General features: G+C 69.3%; 17 protein-coding genes, 1 rRNA gene and 1 riboswitch. Of the genes, 4 read left to right on the forward strand and 14 right to left on the reverse strand.

The window, feature by feature from the left end; translation table 11 throughout:
* Positions 1 to 22: 22 nt before the first annotated feature.
* From PSS76_RS14505 to PSS76_RS14525, 5 genes are read right to left on the reverse strand one after another with little or no spacing between them, the layout of a single operon-like run.
* Complete coding sequence (locus PSS76_RS14505; protein ID WP_022593932.1) at positions 23 to 460, reverse strand: ATP-binding protein; 438 nt, start codon at positions 458 to 460, stop codon at positions 23 to 25.
* On the reverse strand, positions 450 to 788 hold the full coding sequence (locus PSS76_RS14510) for an STAS domain-containing protein (protein ID WP_005515778.1): 339 nt from the start codon (positions 786 to 788) through the stop codon (positions 450 to 452). The genes PSS76_RS14505 and PSS76_RS14510 overlap by 11 nt, the downstream gene beginning before the upstream one ends.
* A complete protein-coding gene (locus PSS76_RS14515) occupies positions 785 to 2,758 on the reverse strand; it encodes a glycosyltransferase family 2 protein (RefSeq protein ID WP_337456280.1) in 1,974 nt (657 codons plus the stop codon). Before PSS76_RS14515 ends, PSS76_RS14510 begins: the two co-directional genes overlap by 4 nt.
* On the reverse strand, positions 2,755 to 3,993 hold the full coding sequence (locus PSS76_RS14520; protein WP_286461122.1) for a PP2C family protein-serine/threonine phosphatase: 1,239 nt from the start codon (positions 3,991 to 3,993) through the stop codon (positions 2,755 to 2,757). The genes PSS76_RS14515 and PSS76_RS14520 overlap by 4 nt, the downstream gene beginning before the upstream one ends.
* Complete coding sequence (locus PSS76_RS14525; RefSeq protein WP_175271621.1) at positions 3,993 to 4,988, reverse strand: glycoside hydrolase family 26 protein; 996 nt, start codon at positions 4,986 to 4,988, stop codon at positions 3,993 to 3,995. Before PSS76_RS14525 ends, PSS76_RS14520 begins: the two co-directional genes overlap by 1 nt.
* 121 nt (positions 4,989 to 5,109) lie before the next feature.
* Between PSS76_RS14525 and PSS76_RS14530 the strand changes: the two genes are divergently transcribed.
* A complete protein-coding gene (locus PSS76_RS14530) occupies positions 5,110 to 5,895 on the forward strand; it encodes an oxidoreductase (protein WP_022593925.1) in 786 nt (261 codons plus the stop codon).
* A gap of 20 nt (positions 5,896 to 5,915) precedes the next feature.
* Positions 5,916 to 6,674 (forward strand): methyltransferase domain-containing protein, encoded by a 759-nt coding sequence (locus PSS76_RS14535; protein WP_084980272.1) that lies wholly within the window; start codon positions 5,916 to 5,918, stop codon positions 6,672 to 6,674.
* A gap of 10 nt (positions 6,675 to 6,684) precedes the next feature.
* Here the strand turns inward: PSS76_RS14535 and PSS76_RS14540 are convergent, their stop codons facing one another.
* From PSS76_RS14540 to PSS76_RS14555, 4 genes are all read right to left on the reverse strand, one after another.
* Positions 6,685 to 7,320, reverse strand: coding sequence for an LLM class flavin-dependent oxidoreductase (locus tag PSS76_RS14540; RefSeq protein ID WP_337109686.1), 636 nt, complete (start codon positions 7,318 to 7,320; stop codon positions 6,685 to 6,687).
* 193 nt (positions 7,321 to 7,513) lie between these two features.
* On the reverse strand, positions 7,514 to 8,830 hold the full coding sequence (locus PSS76_RS14545) for an aminotransferase class V-fold PLP-dependent enzyme (protein WP_037084660.1): 1,317 nt from the start codon (positions 8,828 to 8,830) through the stop codon (positions 7,514 to 7,516).
* A gap of 53 nt (positions 8,831 to 8,883) precedes the next feature.
* Positions 8,884 to 8,998, reverse strand: a riboswitch (SAM riboswitch).
* 71 nt (positions 8,999 to 9,069) lie between these two features.
* On the reverse strand, positions 9,070 to 10,068 hold the full coding sequence (locus PSS76_RS14550) for an RNA polymerase sigma factor (RefSeq protein WP_337456281.1): 999 nt from the start codon (positions 10,066 to 10,068) through the stop codon (positions 9,070 to 9,072).
* Positions 10,035 to 10,742, reverse strand: a complete 708-nt coding sequence (locus tag PSS76_RS14555) for a YciI family protein (protein WP_013414760.1) — start codon at positions 10,740 to 10,742, stop codon at positions 10,035 to 10,037. Before PSS76_RS14555 ends, PSS76_RS14550 begins: the two co-directional genes overlap by 34 nt.
* 152 nt (positions 10,743 to 10,894) lie before the next feature.
* Here PSS76_RS14555 and PSS76_RS14560 point away from each other — a divergent pair, with 152 nt between their 5' ends.
* Together PSS76_RS14560 and PSS76_RS14565 are read left to right on the forward strand one after the other, a co-directional pair.
* Positions 10,895 to 14,884 carry a Pls/PosA family non-ribosomal peptide synthetase gene (locus tag PSS76_RS14560; RefSeq protein WP_443147374.1) on the forward strand — a complete coding sequence of 1,330 codons (3,990 nt, stop codon included), beginning with the start codon at positions 10,895 to 10,897 and terminating at the stop codon, positions 14,882 to 14,884.
* Positions 14,881 to 16,197: a M1 family metallopeptidase gene (locus tag PSS76_RS14565; protein ID WP_337456290.1), complete on the forward strand. Its 1,317-nt coding sequence runs from the start codon at positions 14,881 to 14,883 to the stop codon at positions 16,195 to 16,197. The genes PSS76_RS14560 and PSS76_RS14565 overlap by 4 nt, the downstream gene beginning before the upstream one ends.
* Here the strand turns inward: PSS76_RS14565 and PSS76_RS14570 are convergent.
* From PSS76_RS14570 to rrf, 5 genes are all read right to left on the reverse strand, one after another.
* A complete protein-coding gene (locus PSS76_RS14570) occupies positions 16,183 to 17,448 on the reverse strand; it encodes an MFS transporter (protein ID WP_064077709.1) in 1,266 nt (421 codons plus the stop codon). The genes PSS76_RS14565 and PSS76_RS14570 overlap by 15 nt on opposite strands.
* Positions 17,445 to 18,098 (reverse strand): GntR family transcriptional regulator, encoded by a 654-nt coding sequence (locus PSS76_RS14575; RefSeq protein WP_064077708.1) that lies wholly within the window; start codon positions 18,096 to 18,098, stop codon positions 17,445 to 17,447. Before PSS76_RS14575 ends, PSS76_RS14570 begins: the two co-directional genes overlap by 4 nt.
* A gap of 45 nt (positions 18,099 to 18,143) precedes the next feature.
* Complete coding sequence (locus PSS76_RS14580; RefSeq protein WP_081122533.1) at positions 18,144 to 18,965, reverse strand: ABC transporter ATP-binding protein; 822 nt, start codon at positions 18,963 to 18,965, stop codon at positions 18,144 to 18,146.
* Complete coding sequence (locus tag PSS76_RS14585) at positions 18,962 to 19,651, reverse strand: FadR/GntR family transcriptional regulator (RefSeq protein ID WP_084845068.1); 690 nt, start codon at positions 19,649 to 19,651, stop codon at positions 18,962 to 18,964. Before PSS76_RS14585 ends, PSS76_RS14580 begins: the two co-directional genes overlap by 4 nt.
* Positions 19,652 to 19,938: 287 nt before the next feature.
* Positions 19,939 to 20,055, reverse strand: a 5S ribosomal RNA gene (gene rrf / locus PSS76_RS14590).
* Between the last annotated feature and the right edge of the window lie 9 nt (positions 20,056 to 20,064).

Consider the following 20,064-nt stretch of genomic DNA (forward strand, 5'->3'; position numbering starts at 1 on the left):
GTCCGTCGGTTTGGTGTCCCGGCTACCGGTGCCGGACGAGGAGCCAACGATTGGTGTCGCCGTCGCGCCGGTACGACAGTTCGTCGAGCGCCCCGCGCGCTATCGCCAAGCCGCGTCCGCGTTCGGCCAGGTCGTCCGGGAGGGCCACCGACGCCAAGTCGACCCGAACCGGTCTGCCGTCGTCCCGGAACTCCGCCTCGAGTCGGTCCGGCAGCAGGCGCAGTTCGAGATGCACACCGACCGGCGCGTCCCGTGCTGTGTGTTCGACGATGTTCGCGGCGATCTCCGCCACCGCGATCTCGAACTGCATGCGCACCAGATCGTCGACCGGCTCGCCGGCCAGCGCCTCGTCCAGGAACGCATGGATGCGGTCGAGGGTGTCCGAGGCCGTGACCAGCCTCAGCGAACGCCCGGCACCGCTGCTGCTCCCCGCGTCGGGTCCGGAGCTCTCACCGGGCATCGAACGCGCTGTCTGCGCTGTCGTGGCTGCGGAGGACGCGATTGAGATTCGTGAGTTCGAGCACCGTCTCGATCTGCGCGGTGGGCGCAGCGATACGCAGGTCACCGCCGGCCTGACGGGCCGTCTTCAGGCCGGAGATCAGAGCCCCGAGTCCCGATGAATCGATGAAATCGGTCCGGCCCAGGTCGACCACCAGCCTGGTCGACCCGGCCTCGACGAGTTCGCGCAACTGTTCACGGAGGATCGGCGCCGCCGTCATGTTGAGACGACCCTGTGGACTGATGACCACGACGCCCGCGTCCGTGGTTCGGATGTCGAACCGCTTCATCTGACTCCTTCCGAATCCGGCCCACGGTAGCGGACCGCCTTGATCACGACGCTCAGGATCACGAGGTCGAAGAGCACCCAGAACAGGTTGACGCCGACACCGAGAACCGAGGTGGCACCGAAGTAGAGCTGGACGAGCCCGATCACGGAGGCCACCACGAGCATTCCCATCGCGCCCAGTTGCCAGCGGACCAGGTGCCACGGCAGCGCGCCCTGCTCCTGACGCGTCTTGGGTGTCACTGCGAATCCCAGCGACTTGCCGCGGACCACGTTGTCGAACGCGGTCGTACACGCGCGAATCCATACCGGGAAGAGCGCGAGGCTGTACTGCTGGCCGCGCCACGTCGGCGTCCCCCTGCTGACGACGAAGAAGAGCAACTGGTTGAGCACCAGGAACGGGACGAGCCGACCGAAGAAGTCCCAGCTGTAGGCGTCCACCGGCATGACGCCGAAGATCAGGTACACCGCGGGTGCCGCAATGTAGGCGATGGCGGCGAACCCGGACAGGTAACTCCACATCGTGGCCCAGTACATCAACCGCTGCGCGAGTGTCAGGCCCCGCTGCACCAGCGGGTTCTCGCGCAGCATCACCTGGATCGTCCCCTGCGCCCACCGCAACCGCTGGGTCAGCATCGTGCCGAGATCCTCGGGAGCAAGACCGTGGGCGAGGACCTCGTGGTGGTACGCCGACCGCCAGCCCTGCGCATGCAGCCGCATGCAGGTGGCCATGTCCTCGGTCACCGAGATCGTCGCCAGCGGGAGCATGGGCTGCGCTTCGTCGTCCCGGCCGACGTCGACCGCGCGGATCATGCGGCGCACCGACTCGATCGCACCCAGCGGAGACCAGTCGCGGTCCGCGAGTCGACCCAGGACGGTGTCGTCGAGGAGGACCCCCGGCGCATCGTCCGGATCCGATTCCCCCAGTACCGATTCGATGGCTGCCAGGTCGGCGCGCATCGCATCGGCATCGGCCTCGACGACGGCGCGGGCGGCAGCATCCACCCGCTGCTGGAATTCGAACGTCACGTCGGCGATCGGGATCTCGGCGCGCAGATCCTCGCGGGCGCGGACGACCGCCGCACGTACCGAGTCCAGAGCGGCCCGTACAGACGGTTCGTCGGTCTCGATCCGGGCGCGATCGAGCACCTTGCTCGCGGTGCGCAGGGTCCGGCGGACGCCGTCCTCGACCGCCCGCACGTAGCCGGTGATCCCCAGTTGCATCAGCGCTTCTCGGCGCAGAACCGCATTGGATCCGCAGAAGAACGCTGCGTTCCACCCGTCCTTGCCCTGCTGGATGGGCCCGTAGAAGAGCGGCGCCTGGCTGCCGAGCGGATCGGACGGTGGAACGTTCACGAAGTACTGCGGCGTCTGAACCAACGCCATCTTCTCGTCCCGGAAGTAGCCGAGCGTGCGGTGGAGGATCTCCGGATCGGGAACCTGGTCGGCGTCGAGGACGAGTAGGAACTCGCCCTCGGTGGCCAGGAGGGCGTTGTTCAGGTTTCCGGCCTTGGCGTGCCGCGGCTTGTCGGCCCACACTGCCGAACGGGTGAGATAGCGGACCCCGAGTCGTGCTGCAGCGGCGGCGAGTTCGGATCGATCTCCGTCGTCCAGGATCCACGTGGTGTGCGGGTACCGGATGCGTTGCGCGGCTTCCGCGGTGCCGAGAACCAGGTCGAGCGGCTCGTTGTAAGTCGTGATGAACACGTCCACGGTCACGCCGGGCGGGGCCTCGGGCGGCGCCTTCCGCCGCTTCAGCCGCCACATCGTCAAGCCGAACAGCAACGAGTCGATCAGGCTGTACGTCTCGGCCACGACCAGGGGGACGGCGATCCACCAAGCAGACCAGTTCACCGAGAACAACCATCGCCACACGATGTAGTTCAGACCCAGGACGGCGGTGAGCACGATCAGCGCGCGCAACCCGAAGGACGGGTAGGTGGCCTTCGCGGCATCGGTGTCGAGCGCCGTCATCGGCGGCCTCCCCGGCGGATCGCGACAACCGTGACATCGTCCAGGGGTGGGGCGTCGGCCGTGACGGCTCGAACTGCCTCGACGAGGGCCGTCGCGTTCGGTTTGTCCGCCACGAAGCGGTGGACCGCGCGACAGTCGCTGCCTCCGTCGAGAAGGTCGAGCAATCCGTCGGAGCACACCACCAGCATGTCCCCGTCCTCCAGCACGATGCGATCAGCCGACCACGAATCGCCCTGCACGACGCCGAGCGGTAATCCGACCGTGCCCAGGGCTTCGACGGTGCCGTCACTGCGGCGAACCATCGACAGGCCGTGGCCGGCGTCGACGTAGGTCACCGTGCCGGTCTCACAGTCGAGAACAGCATGAAACGCCGTCGCGAAGGTTCCGGTGTCCTCGAGATCCTCCGAGAGATGCTCGGCCGCAGCGGTGGTCGCCGTCCCGGCGTCGAGAGCGACGGAACCGTCGGAGTCGATCCGTCCGAACAGTCGGGACGCGCCCCGGAAGGCCGACCGCACGCCCGCGGCGACGATGGCCGCGCCCATCCCCTTGCCCATCACATCGGCGACCGTCACCACCAGACCACCGCGGATCGGATAGTGGTCGTAGAAGTCTCCCCCCACGACGAACGCCGGGATGCACACGGCCGCAACGTCGACGCCGTCGATCCCGGACAGCGGCCGCGGCAACAACTGGCGTTGGATCGCCGCGGCCCGCTCCAGATCGTCGGCCCACTGCAGTTCGCGCTGCACCATCGCCGCCAACTCCGAGAAGGCGGCGACCTGGTCGGCATCGAGCGTGCGGGGAACGGTGTCGTACAGACAGAAGGTGCCGACCGGGTGGCCACCGGGTCCGTAGAGCGGGTACCCCGCATAGAACCGGATACCGCCGTCGCCACCGATACCGGGGATCCAAGCGAAGTCCGGATCCGCGGCCGCGTCCTCCAACACGAGAGCCGGATCCTCGGCGTGGTCGTAGCTGCGGGCGATGGTCGTCTGGCACACCGTCCGCTCCCTGGGCACCTCGGACAACGGCAATCCCTGAATCGACTTGAACCACTGCCGATCCTGGTCGATCAAGGACACACTCGACATCGGCACACCGAACACGTGACGGGCCATGCGGGTGAGCCGTTCGAACCGCTCCTCGCGCGGGGTGTCGATGAGCTCGAGTTGCTTCAGCGATCGCAGCCGGTCGCGTTCCAGCTCCGGCGGAATCCCCGCCCCGACAGTCGTCATCAGCGATACCTCGTCCCCAACGCCTCGGCGAGTGCAACTGCCGATTCCGGGGTGCTCGCCATACTCCAATCCGCTTCCTTGTCATGATCGAACCACACGAATCCGGCGACGTCGCGTCGACTCTCGATCATTCGGACGAGATTCCGGATCCACTCGGATTTGGACCCTCCGGCTTCCGCGCTGCCCACTTCGGTCACGAGTTGCGGTTTCCCCGGAGCGATCCGGCGCAGTTCGTCCATGGTCGGCACGAAGAGGTCGGTCGGCGCGATCCAGTGACTCCACGGCTGCGAAGTTCCCCAGTTGTAGCCGTCCACACCCACCACGTCGACGTAGTCGTCTCCGGGGTAGGTCGCGCCCGTCGAGCTACTGCCCGGGAACGAGACATTTGGAGACCACACCCATTTGACGTTGTGGGCGCGTCGGGTCGCGAACAGGTCGTGCACGTGCCGCCAAGCCGCGACGTAGACATCGGCGGGGGTACCTGCGGCCACGCTCCACGGGTACCAGGTGCCGTTGGGCTCGTGCGCGAACCGCAGATACACCGGCTTCCCCCACGCGGTGAGCTCGTCCGCCCACCGGTACAGGTAGTCGTCGTGCACACCGTCGACGATCGACTGCAGCGCGAATCCGCTCGAATCGTAGGTGCCACCCTCGATCCATCTCCACGGCTCCCACGTGACGATCGGATCGGCACCGAACGCGCTCACGGCATCGAGTCCGGCGATGGGCGGCGCCGTAGCGAAGTCGGAGAACGACAGGACGACACTGGGCGCCTTGCCGACGGTGCGGGCAACTGTCAGGAATTCGTCGACTGCCGTCGACCCGCCGGGCGTGCTCACCCCGAATCGGAGGCACGGACCCGGATCGGCATGCAGGGCGGTGACCGTGCCGTCACACGTGACAGGGCGTGCGCAACCGGCCACGAACACCGATGTCAGTGCCAGCACGACGACCGCCCCGACCTGCCTCTTGATTCCGGCACGCACTTCCACCATGAGGGCAGTGTTCCCGAACCGGACCGCTCACGCACCTGTCGTCGCGAAGAGCGCCCTCTGGCTCGGCAGGACGCCGGTAGCATGGGATCCGACACCGTCCGATCCACAGGATCGAGAAGTGATGGACCTGCATCTGGCCGGGAAGACCGTCGTGGTCACGGGCGCGAGCAAGGGCATCGGGCTGGCGGTGACGCGCGCATCGGCATCCGAGGATTGCCACGTCGTCGCCGGATCTCGCACTCGCACTCCCGAACTCGAATCGCTGGAGGCCCAGGGAAATGTGACGTTCGTGCCGTGTGACCTGTCCACGGCGGAGGGCCCGGTCACGCTGGTCGAGGCTGCGGCCGAACGCGGCGGAGTGGACATCCTGGTCAACAACGCCGGGGCGGTCACGCCACGCACCGGTGGTTTCACGAGCGTCTCCGACGAAGACTGGATCGCGTCTCTGTCGGTGACGTTCCTGTCCGCGGTGCGCACCACCCGTGCGGCGCTCCCCCAGATGGTTCGCCGCGGCGGCGGAGCCGTCGTCACCGTCAGCTCGGTCAACGCGTTTCTTCCGGATCCCGGGGTGGTGGACTACTGTGCGGCGAAGGCCGCGCTCACCAACTTCTGCAAATCACTGTCCAAAGAGGTTGCCGGCCAGAATATCCGGGTCAACACCGTCAGTCCGGGGCCGGTGACGACGGCGCTGTGGCTGGCCGAGGACGGGGTGGCGTCCACCGTCGCGCGTGTCAGTGGCAGCAGCGCCGAAGCGGTCGTCGAGGCCGCCGCCGCCGGCTCCGAGACCGGACGATTCACCCGCCCGGACGAGGTGGCCGATCTGGTGCTGTTCCTCGCCAGTGATCGCTGCAGCAACGTCACCGGAGCCGACTTCGTCATCGACGGCGGACTGATCAAAACCCTCTGATCTCTGGGAAACTCGTTGTCATGGAGCGCACATTCGACGAATTGGTCGCCGAGGCGGAGGCCGCCCCGACGGAGGGCTGGGAGTTCTCGTGGCTCGACGGGCGAGCCACCGAGGAGCGCCCGACCTGGGGTTACCAGCGTCTGCTGGGTGCGCGTCTCGCGCGAGCGTCGGCCGCGCTCGACATCGAGACCGGAGGCGGAGAGGTCCTCGCCGGCGCGGGGGCGATCGCTCCCACCACGGCCGCGACGGAATCGTGGCCGCCCAACCTCGCGAAGGCCACCGAGATGCTGCACCCGCTCGGCGTGGTGGTGGTGCACGCGTCGGACGAGCCGCCACTACCGTTCGCGGACAACGCTTTCGATCTGGTCAGCAGTCGCCACCCCAACGTCGTCTCGTGGCCGGACATCGCCCGTGTGCTCGCCCCCGGCGGCACCTATCTGGCGCAACACGTGGGGCCGGCGAGCGCCTTCGAACTCACCGAGTACTTCCTCGGTCCGCAGCCCGAGGCGCGAGAACTGCGACATCCGGACACGGCCGTGGCAGAGGCGCACGCCGCCGGACTCGAGGTCGTGGATCTGCGGTTCGAGCGGCTACGCATGGAGTTCTTCGACGTCGGCGCGGCGATCTATTTCCTGCGCAAGGCGATCTGGATCGTCCCCGGCTTCACCGTCGACGCCTACCGTGGCCGGTTGCGGGACCTCGACCGGCGGATCCGAGCGGAGGGGTCGTTCGTCGCCCACTCCACCCGGTTCCTCATCGAGGCCCGCAAACCGGGCTGACGGGGCGAACTCAGGACGCGCGAGCAGGGCGAATCCGCCCGAACCGGGAAAGCGCCTCGTCGACGGCGTCCGACGCGGTCGCCAAGCCACGACGCTCCAGCCAGGGCAGGGTTCCGTCCACTATGCGCTCGAGCACCTTCGGGAGGGCGAGCGGCAGCAGTGTGACGCCGTCCGCTACGTCGGCGGCACGGATGTCGGCGAGCAGGCTCCCGAGTCCCTCCGCGGTCCCAACGTACGTCAGCGACGACGACTGGTGCGGCACCCCGAGAGTCTCGTCGAGCAGTGCCAGTTCGGTACGCGCGCTTCGCGAATCGGGCGCGATCAGGACCTCGATGTCGACGAGGACGGTGACGCTGTCCGGATCCCGCCCCTCGGCGGCGACCTCGGCGCGGATCCGTTCGCGGGCCTGCTGCGCGTCGCGCAGATCCGCAGCCTGGATGCGCTGCACCACGGCGGGCCGGGCGGCGAGGTCGAGGATGTCGGGGCCAACCGTCAGGTCGACCCAGTAGTCGGGCCCGGTGAGCGGGACGTTGCCGGCGATCCGCGCTGCGGCGGGATGATGCCCGGCACCGGTCAGTTCGACGGCCACCCGCAGCGGACGCCGCGGGGCGATGGACGGGACGGAGGCGAAAACGGAGTGGGACATGACGAACTCCTCGGGAGAAGACAGCTGATGGAGGGCGCGGGACGTCAGCGCGTACAGCTGTCCGAGGAGGTGCGGCACAGATCGACATGACGGCGGGACCACTGCCCGTGCGTGTGCGTCGACTGCATGCGCGTCACGCTATCCCCCGATCCTGTCCCCCACCACAGTTCGAATCAGACCGATTCCGAGACGGTCAGACGCACTCGGCGGCACCGTCGGTGCTGCTGGAGAAGCCACGCGTCTCCGGAACCGGGTTCCACAGGCCGTCGGTCTTGCCGTAGTTCCACGTCTGCTCGCCGGCGACCAGTTGGCGGACGGCGGCGATCAGCCGCTCGACGTCGTCGGAGCCGGTGCCCAGGCCGAGGCTGGCGCGCACCGCACCGCCGGCGTGACCGATGCGGTTGAGCAGCGGGTGGGCGCAGAATCGGCCGTCGCGCACACCGATGCCGTGCTCGGCCGACAGGTATGCGGCGATCTGGCCGGGCTCGTAGCCGTCGATGGTGAAGGTGACGATGCCGACGCTGTCCGGGGCGTCCGACCACAGGCGCAGCAACTGCACGCCGTCGATCTCCGCGAGCCCCTCCGCGAGACGGGAGGCGAGCACCTGCTCGTGTTCGACCACCTTGTCGAAGTCCAACGCGGCCAGCGCATCACACGCAGCAGCGAGCGCCGCGACACCGAGGACGTTGGGGCTGCCGGCCTCGTGGCGGGCCGGGGCCGGGGCCCAGCAGGTCTCGTCGACGGTCACCTCGCGCACGGCGCCGCCACCGGCGAGGTAGGGCTCGGCCTCGTCGAGCCAGTCCCGACGGCCGACCAGGACGCCGGCCCCGAACGGCGCGTACAGCTTGTGCCCGGAGAACGCCAGGTAGTCGACACCGCTCTCGGCCAGGTTCACGCGGCGGTGCGGAGTGAGCTGTGCGCCGTCGACGAGGATGCGGGCACCACAGCGGTGGGCGACCTCGGCGAGTTCGGCGATCGGGAGGACCTCGCCGGTGACGTTGGAGGCGCCGGTGATCGCGAGGAGGGCAGCGGGCTTGGCGCACAGCTCTGCGACGATGCGGCGGATGGTCTCGGCCACCGTGTCGGCGGCCTCGACGACGCGAGAGTTCTTCCACGGCAGGAAGTTCGCGTGGTGCTCGATGTCGAGGACCACGACGTCGCCGGGAACACAGCTGGCGAGCAGGTTGAGTGAATCGGTGGTGTTGCGGGTGAAGACCACGACCTGGTCGGTGTCGGTGCCGACGAAGCGCTCGACGGATCCACGGGCGTTCTCGTAGGCCTCGGTGCTCACCCGCGAGGCGTAGCCGGCACCGCGGTGGACGCTGGCGTAGAAGGGCAGCAGCTCCTGGACGCGGTCCGTGACCTGCGACAACGCCGGGGCGCTGGCTGCGTAGTCGAAGTTTGCGTAAACGCAGGTTCCACCCCCGACGAGCGGAACCTGCAAGTCACAGCCGGACACCCGGGCGATCGGAGCGGTAGCGCAGGCGTCGGCGGTCAGTACAGCGGTCATCACAAATCCTTCGAGTCCTGGGACTCGTCGGCAGTGGAAGTCGACGCCATCGGAGTCCGCGCTTGCCATGTCCTTGTGGACCATGACCTGGTCGTCACCCGGAGCACCCCACCGCGGTTGGAGGGTTGCCGACCAGCTAGCCGGGGCTTGACGCTGGTACTCGTGACCTGGCAACGAGAATGGCAGAGCCGTCCTCGCGATGTCAACCCACCGTCAACCCTTCGAACATGAGACGGTGGTCACACCTGGGTCGCCTCCTGCGGCCGCCCGGCCCGCCGCAGGAGATCGGCGCGAAACGCCGCCACCACGTGCTCGAGCCGATCCGCGCCGGGGGTCCCCAACTCGTCGACCACCCGCAGCCCGACGTCGGGTCCGTCCCGAAAACTCACCGCCACAGCACGATTGATTCGCACTGCCGGAGATTCCCGCAGTGCCGGCAGCCGGTCGTACGCGCCGACGATGCCGACCCAGTCGGTGTCCGCGAAGGTCGGTGCGACAGCGTGCGCGGCGGCGATCGACGCCTCGATCGCATACCGTCCGCCGTCACTCTCACCGGCAACGGTCATGCACGCCAAGCCTTCCGCGATCCGCTCGCGGTTCCATCGACCGCGGTTCTGCTCGTCGAGCGGCACCGCCCGTCCGGTCGCGTCGACACGGGTGTCACGCCGGCTGTCCTGCAGGCACATCAGGGCCGACAGGCCCCACACCTCGGGCTCCGCGGGCACGAGTACGCACAGCAGACGCCCTAGCCGCAGCGCCTCGTCGCACAGCTCGGCCCGGACCGCGGATTCCCCCGCCGTCGCCGAGTAGCCTTCGGTGAAAACGAGATACACGCAGGCGAGGACGATGGGCAGCCGCTCGGGGAACTGCTCGTCGGACGGTAGCCGCAGCGGGATCCCCGCGTTCCGAATCTTCGACTTGGCGCGGCTGAGTCGCTGTCCCACCGTGGTTTCGGGCCGCAGGAACGCGCGCGCGATCTCGGCGGTGGTGAGTCCGCAGACGAGACGCAGCGTCAACGCCACCTGTGACTCCGCGGACAGCGCCGGGTGGCAGCACGTGAAGATCAACCGCAACTGGTCGTCCGCGACGGACGGCATCTCCTCGGCGACCTCCTCGAACTTCTGCCGGAACGCGTCCACCTCGCGGTCGCCGCGCAGCCGTTCGGGCGCGTGAGATCCACCGTCGCCACCTGGCCGCGACTCGGTCAGCCGGCAACGATCTGCCGGAGTTCGACGCACCCCTTGGATCCGACCGGAATCTGCGAGGCGAGCGCGATCGCCGCGTCCCGGTCGGGAGCGGACAGCACGTAGATACCGTTCGCGATCTCGTCGGCCTCGGTGAACGGTCCGTCGGTCAGCAGTATCTCCCCGTCGCGCAGCCGCACGGTCGTCGCCGACGCCGGCGGGAACAGTGCGCCGGATCCCTTGATTCGGTCGCCCGCGATCTCACCGAACCGCTTGTGCTCGGTCACCCGCGTCTCCCATTCGGCCGATCCGGGTTCGTTCGCGGCTCCGGACGGTTCGCGCAGCAGTGCGGCCCACCACGTGTCCATCGGCTCGTCCTGGGAGTTCCAGAACACCATCGGCCACAACTCGACGTGCCCGGTCGAGACCTCGGGAATCTGCCGCACCATGCTCAGCGCGGCGTCCAGGTCGGCGGCGTCGAACACGTAGTAGCCGCCGACCACCTCCGTGACCTCGGCGAACGGCCCGTCCGTCACCACCGCGTTCCCGCCGCCGTCGTGCCGGATCGTCGCGGCCTCCGAACCCGGATACAGCCCGCCACCTGCGACGGCCTCCTGCGCCCTGGTCCAGAACTCCTGATGCCGCTGCATCGACGCGGCGTACTCGTCGGTCCCGGGTACCGACGCGGGTCCGCCCTCCTCGGCGGCGAGCAGTGCCAAGTAGTACATGTCGTCATCCTCCCTCCGACGCGGGGCCGAGTACCCCGCTTTCGTCAACACGACGTGCGGGGGCGCGCCGATTTCGACACATCCGAGGGAGAATCTCCGGGAAGAAGCGATTCGCCCGGCCGGGCGGGTGTTCATCCTCCGGACACCTGGACGTGAGAGAACCTGATGTCCGCCCGACCAGGCACAGAGAGGGACGTCCCGGATTGTCTGCCCAGCAAGCAACAGACCAGTCGGACCAGCAGTTGTCGCACCGGATACCCGCCGAGTTCCTGCGGGCGGGCCTCGCGCCCGCACCCCGCACCCTCGTCGACATCCTCGAGGCGACGGCCGCGCAGCACCCGGACGCGACCGCGATCGACGACGGCGCGGCCCCCCTCACCTATCGCGAGTTGCTCGCAGAGATCGATGCCGGCGCCCGCGGCCTCGCGGACGCAGGAGTGGGCGCGGGCGACCGGGTCGGCGTGCGGATGCCGTCGGGTTCGCGCGATCTGTACGTGGCGATCCTGTCGGTCCTGGCGGCCGGCGCGGCGTACGTGCCGGTCGACGCGGACGACCCCGACGAGCGCGCCGAGTTGGTGTTCGGGGAGGCCCGGGTGGCGGCGATCCTCACCGCCGACGGCGTGCGGCCCGGCACCGCCCCTCGCCGCACGGAGGTGCCGCAGGTCCGCCCGCCCACCCCCGACGACGACGCCTGGATCATCTTCACCTCGGGTTCCACAGGCACCCCGAAGGGTGTCGCGGTCACGCACCGCAACGCCGCCGCATTCGTCGACGCGGAAGCACAAATGTTCCTGCAGGGCAATCCGATCAACCCCCGCGACCGGGTGTTGGCGGGGCTGTCGGTGGCGTTCGACGCGTCGTGCGAGGAGATGTGGCTGGCGTGGCGGCACGGCGCCACGCTGGTGCCCGCACCACGCTCGCTGGTACGCAGCGGCATGGATCTCGGACCGTGGCTGGTCTCCCGCGACGTCACGGTCGTCTCCACCGTTCCGACGCTCGCTGCCCTGTGGCCGGCGGAGGCACTCGAGGCGGTGCGGCTGTTGATCTTCGGCGGCGAGGCGTGCCCGCCGGAGCTCGCCGAACGTCTCGCCGTCCCCGGCCGCGAGGTGTGGAACACGTACGGCCCCACCGAGGCCACCGTCGTCGCGTGCGGAGCGCGCATGAACGGCACCGGTCCGGTCCGGATCGGCCTGCCGCTCGACGGTTGGGATCTGGCGGTGGTGGACGCGTCCGGTGAACCGGTCGCCGAAGGAGAGGTCGGCGAGCTCGTCATCGGCGGCGTCGGGCTGGCCCGGTATCTCGATCCGGCGAAGGACGCCGAGAAGTACGCCCCGATGCCGACGCTCGGCTGGGACCGCGCGTACCGCAGCGGCGACCTGGTCCGCCTCGACACCTCCGGTCTGCTGTTCCAGGGCCGCGCCGACGACCAGGTCAAGCTCGGCGGACGCCGCATCGAACTCGGCGAGGTCGACAACGCGCTGCAGCACCTTCCCGGTGTCAGTGGCGCCGCCGCCGCGGTCCGCAAGACGGCGGCCGGGACATCGGTCCTCGTCGGCTACCTCGCCAGCACCGACCCCGACTTCGACCTGAAGGCGGCTCGCGACCAGCTGGCCGAGCAGCTACCGGCCGCCCTGGTCCCCAGACTCGCGCTGGTCGACGAACTCCCCACCCGCACGTCCGGCAAGGTCGACCGCAACGCGTTGCCGTGGCCGCTGCCCGGCGCGGCGGAGGATCCGGGCGAAGCACTGGGCCTCGACGGCACCGCGGCCTGGGTCGCGGGCCTGTGGGCGTCGATCCTCGGCGCGAGCGTCACCGGACCCGGCGACGACTTCTTCGAGCTCGGCGGCGGATCGCTGTCCGCGGCCCAACTGGTGACGGCGCTGCGCGAGCGCTTCCCCGAGGTGACCGTCGCGCAGTTGTACGACCATCCGCGGCTGGGCTCCCTCGCCGCCTTCCTCGAAGAACTCTCCCCCGCCGCGAGTACCGCGCCCCGGCACGTCACCCCGATGTCCCGCCGTGCTCAGGCCGCCCAGATCGCGGTCACGGTGCCGCTCATGACGCTCACGGGACTGCAGTGGGTGACGTGGCTGGCGATCACCGGAAACGTGCTGGCGTGGTTCGACGTCGACTGGGCGCCGACGCTGTCCTGGTGGTGGGTGGCGCTGGCGTTCGTCCTCTTCATCACCCCGCTCGGCCGGATGACCATCGCGGTCGCCGGGGCTCGGCTGTTGCTGCGCGGCCTGGAACCGGGCACGTACCGGCGCGGCGGCCCCGAACACCTGCGCCTGTGGATCGCGCTGCGACTCGTGGAGGCCAGCGGCGCCGACAATCTGTCCGGCGCGCCGTGGATGCTGTACTTCGCCCGCGCCCTCGGCGCGAGGGTGGGCCGCGGCGTCGACCTGCACACTCTGCCGCCGGTCACCGGCATGCTCGTGCTCGGCGACGGGTGCTCGGTGGAGCCCGAGGTGGACCTGTCGGGGCACTGGATCGACGGCGACGTCGTACACATCGGCGAGATCCGGATCGGCGCCGGTGCCGCCGTCGGCGCTCGGTCGACACTGCTGCCAGGCGCGCGGATCGGCCGGGGAGCGGAGGTCGCACCGGGCTCCGCGGTGTTCGGGAAGGTCAAGGCGGGACAGCACTGGGCCGGATCGCCCGCCGTCAAGGTCGGCAAGGCCACGCACCCGTGGCCGGATCACCCACCGCGCCGCGCCGCGCACTGGGTACCGATCTTCGGTGTCACCTCCGTCGTCCTGGCGGGCATGCCGATCTTCGGTCTGGCCGCCGGCCTGCTCCTCGTCGGCCTGCGGGTCCGCGGCGCCGCCGATCTCGGCGACGCCTTCCGGCGCGCGCTGGTGATCCTGCCGGTGGCGACACTGGCGAGCCTGTTCGTCTTCGCGGCACTGACGGTGATCGCCGTGCGCCTGCTGTCGATCGGGTTGACCGAGGGCTACCACCCGGTCCGCAGCCGCGTGGGCTGGCAGGCGTGGGCCACCGAGCGCCTCATGGATTCGGCGCGGACGTTCCTGTTCCCGCTGTACGCGAGTCTGCTGACGCCGCTGTGGTTGCGACTGCTGGGCGCCGAGGTGGGCCGCGACACCGAGATCTCCACGGCTCTCGTGCTGCCCAAGTTCACCACCGTCGCGGACGGCGCGTTCCTCGCCGACGACACCATGGTGGCGAGCTACGAACTCGGCGGCGGCTGGATGCGCATCGAACCCGCCAAGGTCGGCAAGCGTGCGTTCCTGGGCAACTCCGGCATGGCCGGTCCCGGCCGACGGGTCCCCAAGAACGGGCTCGTCGCGGTGCTGTCGGCCGCGCCGAGCAAGGCCAAGTCGGGGTCGTCGTGGCTGGGCAGCCCGCCGGTCCGGTTGCGCAGGGCCGCCACCGAGTCCGACGCGTCCCGCACCTTCGAGCCGCCGCTGCGGCTGAAGGTCGCCCGCGCGTTCGTCGAGACGTGCCGACTGATCCCGGTGATGGTGACGTTCGGGATCGGCCTCGGGGTGCTGTTCACGCTGGCGTGGCTGGTCTCGGTGGGCGGTTTCCCGCTCGCCGCTGTGTGCGGCGGCGTGGTCCTGATGCTCGCGGGCGCCGTGGCGGGCGCGGTGTCGGTGGCCGCGAAGTGGCTCGTCGTCGGCCGGATCGGCGCCGTCGAGCATCCGCTGTGGAGTTCTTTCGTATGGCGCAACGAGGTGTCCGACGCGTTCGTCGAGACCGTCGCCGCCCCGTGGTTCGCGCGCGCCGCGAACGGCACGGCCGTCATGAACGTGTGGCTACGCGGTCTCGGCGCGACCATCGGCCGCGGCGTGTGGTGCGAGACGTACTGGCTGCCCGAGGCCGACCTGGTGACGCTCGGTGACGGCGCCACCGTCGAACGAGGGTGCGTCGTGCAGACGCACCTGTTCCATGATCGGATCATGTCCATGGACACCGTCACGTTGGGCGCGGGCGCCACCCTCGGCCCGCACTGCGTCGCGCTACCTGCCGCCGGACTCGGCGACGGCGCCACCGTGGGCCCCGCGTCGCTCGTCATGCGCGGCGACGTCGTCCCGGCGTCCACCCGATGGCAGGGTAATCCGATTGCGCCGTGGAACGACTCGATGCCGTGGCACGATTCGGCGGCCGACGGAGCCGCAAGGTGAAGCCCGGCAAGACGTCCGAGGGGCCGCTCGACCCCTACCTGCCGCGGAACGGCAACCGCGGCTACCGGGTGTCCCGGTACGACCTCGAACTCACCTACAAGGTGCACAGCAACCGACTGTCCGGCAAGGCCACGATCACCGCGACCACCACCGACGTGCGCCCCCGCGTCTCGCTGGACCTCGCGCCGACGATGCAGGTGGCCAAGCTGTCGGTGAACGGACGCCGCGTCGCGAAGTACACCCACCGCGACGGGAAGCTCACGCTCACGCCGGCGCAGAAGATCCCGGCCGGCGGCGTGCTCACGATCTCCGTGCAGTACTCGGGCAACCCGCAACCGATCGTGACCGAGTGGGGCGACGTCGGCTGGGAGGAACTCACCGAGGGCGCACTCGTGGCGAGCCAGCCCAACGGCGCGCCGTCGTGGTTTCCGTGCGACGACCACCCGAGTTGCAAAGCCAGCTACCGCATCTCGATCACCACCGATTCGCCGTATCACGCCCTTGCCAACGGCAAACTCGTCCGCAAGCAGACCAAGGCCAGCCACACCACGTGGGTGTACGAACAGACCGAGCCGATGTCGACGTACCTGGCGACGCTGCAGATCGGCCCGTACGAGCGCCGACGCGTCGGCCACGGCCGGGTCCCGCTCCACGCCGTGCATCCCCCCGATCTGCGTGACCGGTTCGACCACGACTTCGGCCGGCAGCCGCAGATGATGGAGGTCTTCGAGAAGCTCTTCGGCCCTTACCCGTTCGAGGACTACTCCGTAGTCGTCACCGGCGACGACCTGGAGATCCCGATCGAAGCGCAGGGCCTGTCGATCTTCGGCGCCAACCACTGCGACGGCCGACGGGGCTCGGAACGTCTCGTCGCCCACGAACTCGCGCACCAGTGGTTCGGCAACAGCCTCACGCTCGGGCAGTGGAAGGACATCTGGCTGCACGAGGGTTTCGCCTGCTACGCCGAATGGTTGTGGTCGGAGAACTCCGGCGGGCCCGATGCCCACACCCACGCCGCGCAGGCGCATCGAGGTCTGGCCGGCAAGCCGCAGGACATCCTGCTCGGCGACCCCGGACCGGAACTGATGTTCGACGACCGCATCTACAAGCGCGGCGCCCTCACACTGCACGCGCTGCGGCAGCACCTCGGGGACGACGCATTCTTCGGCCTGTTGCAGCAGTGGACCGCGAAGTATCGGCACGCGACGGTGTCCACCGAGCAGTTCACCGATCTGGCAGCGCATTTCACCGACAGGCCGCTGCGGGCGCTGTGGGACAGCTGGCTCGGGGCGAAACCGCTACCCGCGCTCTGACACCTCGGGCAGGTGCCGGCGCCACTTGACGAGGACCAGCACCAGGCTGGCTGCGGCGACCACAGCGCCGAACACGAACATCATCGGATAGGTCAGCGAGGTGGTGGATTCGGCGATCATCGCCATCACGGCCGGCACCGCGAAGCCGAGGTAGCTCAGCGAGTAGAACACGGCGGTGAGTCCGGCCAGATCGTCCGGGCCGGCGATCCGCTGGATCTCCTGCAGACCCGACACCAGCGCCAGTCCGTAACCGCAGCCCAGGATCGCGGCCGCGATCATCGACATGGGCACAGTCAGCACGTTCGAGGCGACGGCCGCCACCGACATTCCCAGCACGAGCACCGCGAGAGCGACCGCGACGGCACGGGCGTTCGACGGGGTGTCGATCCTGCGGCCGACGGCCTGGATCGCGAAGCCGGATCCGAGCCCGATCATGCACAGCAACGCCGAGAACGCCACGGGGGCACTGCCGCTGCGGCCGGTCATGAGCGCGGGCATCACGGCGTACGCGGATGCGGCCGCCCCGAACACCCACGGCGCGACCGGCGCGACGACGTACAGGAAGCGCCGGTGCCCCACGGCGGGAATCTTCAGATCCCGCGCCAGCGAACGACGCTCGTTCTTCGGTACTGCAGGCCGGGTCTCCGGTGCCCGCAGCAGCGCGAGGCCCGCCGCCAGTGACAGCGCCGAATGAACCAGGTACGCAAGCGCACTGGGCCACGGCGCCCACTGCGCCAGGATACCGGCCACACCTGCACCGATGCCGAAACCGGCCGTCAGGCTCATCGCGGCACGTCGGGCACCGGCCCCCGGCCGGGCAGCCGGATCGCGATCCGGTGCGGACAGTTCCTTGAGCCAGCTCCCGCCGACGGCCATCCCCAGCCCCAGCGCGACACCCGACAACACGCGTCCGACGATCAGCCACGCCGCCGAGTCCGGCCCCGTCGCCAGCACCAGTGAACCGGCGACCGCGATGAACGGCGCGGGAATCATCAGCGGACGCCGCCCCAACCGGTCCGACAGCGGACCGCCGATCAGCAGCGCCGGCACGATGCCGAGCACGTACGCGAACAGGAAGGTGTCGACCACCACCTGGGTGAAGCCGTGGTCCAGTTTGTACATCACCAGCAGGGGCGTGAACTCGTTTCCGCCCCACGCGACCGCGAACATCCCCGCCGCGACCAGCGTCCAGTGCCGCAGGCGGGCGGCGGAGCGCGGGTCGACGACTGCGTCTTCCCTGACGGCTGTCATCGCCGGCTCCCCTCTCCGAGCGCGTGGACCTCTCGCATGTGGCGGCGGACCGCGGCCGCGAAGCCGGCCGCGTCGCCGGCCGCGATCAGGTCCGTCAGCCGGGAGTGGTCCTCGACGATCTTGGTGATCTGTTCCGGGTCCCGAGCGAGCGACGACGCCGTCATCCGGCGCTGACGCTCCCGCAGGCCGTCGTAGAAAGTCTCGAGCAACGGGTTGCCTCCCGCACGCACGAGCGTCCGATGGAAGTCCGCGTCGAGCGCACTGAACTGCGCCGCGTCGCCGCCCGTCGCCACCAGCTCGCGCTGGCGCACCAGGCTCTCCCGTAGTGCCGCGACCAGCGCATCCCGCACCCGCGGGTTCGACGCGACAGCCTCCACCGCATGCACCTCGACGAGCAGGCGGGCATCGACGACGTGCTCGGCCTCACCGTCGGCGATCGGAACGATCAACGCGCCACGCTTCGGGTACAAGCGCATCCAACCTTCGGCCTCGAGTCGCAGGAAAGCTTCTCGCACCGGCGTTCGGCTCGATCCCATGCGCGACGCGATCTCGCCCTCGCTGATCAGCTCGCCGCCCGGCAGTGCACCGGACAGGATCAGTTCCTTGACCTCGCGGTAGGCCGACTCGGCTGCTGAGTACAACTTAGACACAAGATGTATTTATACGCCTTGCGAAAGATCTGCCTGCGGGCGGGGTCAGTCCGCGGACGGCGGGACGGCCGTGCGGGACTGCGCGGAATACCGGCCGCCGTGGCGCACGATCGTGATGGGGTGGTCGAAGCACTCACTGATGCGCGCGGTGGTGATCACCGACTCCGCATCCCCCTGCGCGGTGATGCGACCGTCCCGAATCAGCAAAGCGTGCGTGGTCGTGGTCGGGATCTCCTCGATGTGGTGCGTGACGAGAATGCTCGCCATCAACGGGTGCTGCGCCCTCATCTCGTCGAGCGCGGTGAGAAGTTGCTCGCGGGCCGCGAGGTCGAGGCCGGTGGCCGGCTCGTCGAGGAGCAGCACCGGCGGATCGGGCATCAGCGCCCGCGCGATCAGCGCCCGGCCGCGCTCGCCCTGAGACAGAACGGGCCAGCGTGCCTCGATACGCGACGTCATTCCCATCATCGCGATCAGTTCCGCGGCCCGCGCCCGGTCTGCGTCGGTCGGCTGCCACCGCTGCGCGAACTCGGGAGTGTTCGTCAGTCCGGTGAGCACGACGTCGTGCACCGTCAGCGGACGCTCGATCGCGTGCCGCGGATTGACGTGTCCGATGTGCGATCGCAGCTCACGCATGTCCACCCGGCCGAGCCGATGCCCTAGTACGTGGACCGTTCCATGGGTGGGATGCGTGACGGCACCGAGCAGACTCAGCAGCGTGCTCTTGCCGGCTCCGTTGGCGCCCAGGAGCACCCAGTGCTGCCCCTGCTCGATGCGGACGTCGATGCTGCTGAGGATCTTTCGCCCGTCGCGGATCAGATCGACGCCCTCGGTGCTCAGCACCACCTTGTCATCCGTACCGGTACTCACTGGCCGTTCCTTCCGTCACGCAGGCTCGCGATCATAGGGTCGAGGTTTGCTGTCGTCGCATCGACCGCGGCCGCACCGTCCCCGAGCTCCAGCGCGGCGACGAGGCGGTCGTGGGCGCCGCCGGTGTCCGGCAGCGCCGGTTCGTTCTCCACCATGTCGACCAGAGCGGCGTGGAGAACAGGCCGAACCGAGTCGAACAATGCCGTCAGTACCGAATTGCCGGCGAGCACGACGACGGATCTATGGAAGTCGAGATCCGCCGACACGAACTCGGAGGCACTCGCGGACCGGCTCGCGTGCCGTTCCTCGACCTGCCGGCGGAGGTCGGCCAGATCCTCAGAGTGGCCGCGCTCGGCCGCCAGCCGCGCCGCCTCGACTTCGAGGGCACGACGGACCTCCAGCACCTCGAGAACCCGGGAACGGCGCAGCAGCTGCTCGAGTGCCGCCGCGGCAGGCGGCTCTGCGACGAATGTTCCGACGCCGTGCCGGACGTCGAGCCACCCGTCCCGCGCCAGCAGACGCACCGCCTCCCGAACCGACGAACGCCCCACCCCGAGTTCCGCGGCCAACTCCGCCTCGCTGGGCAGCCTACGGCCCACCGGCCATTCACCGGAGTCGATCCGCCCGCGCAGAACCTGCTCGAGCTGCGGCACCAACGGCCCGTTTCGCAGCATCTGTCCGGCCATCACCGTCACCTCCCACAGGGAGTCTACAGACCTCAGACGTCTGATCTCATTGGGTCGCCCTCGGCAGAGAGCAGGGCCGACGGGCTCCGTTCCAGATCAACGAGAAGCACTGACCGTCGACGGCAAGGGCCGCGCCCGACGCTGTCGTGGCGGGCTTCCTGGATTTCTGGCGTCTTCGAATCCTGCACTCGTGCGTGCCGGCGGTATCGCGCGTGGATCGGTGAAAGAGGTGCTGAAATGCCGGAAGGCCCCCACCAATGCTGGTGGGGGCCTTCCGGTTAACGGGTGTTCGGCGGTGTCCTACTCTCCCACACCCTGTCGAGTGCAGTACCATCGGCGCTGGAGGGCTTAGCTTCCGGGTTCGGAATGGGACCGGGCGTTTCCCCTCCGCTATGGCCGCCGTAACTCTATGA

This window comes from Prescottella sp. D32 (assembly GCF_037287305.1).
GTDB lineage: Bacteria > Actinomycetota > Actinomycetes > Mycobacteriales > Mycobacteriaceae > Prescottella > Prescottella equi.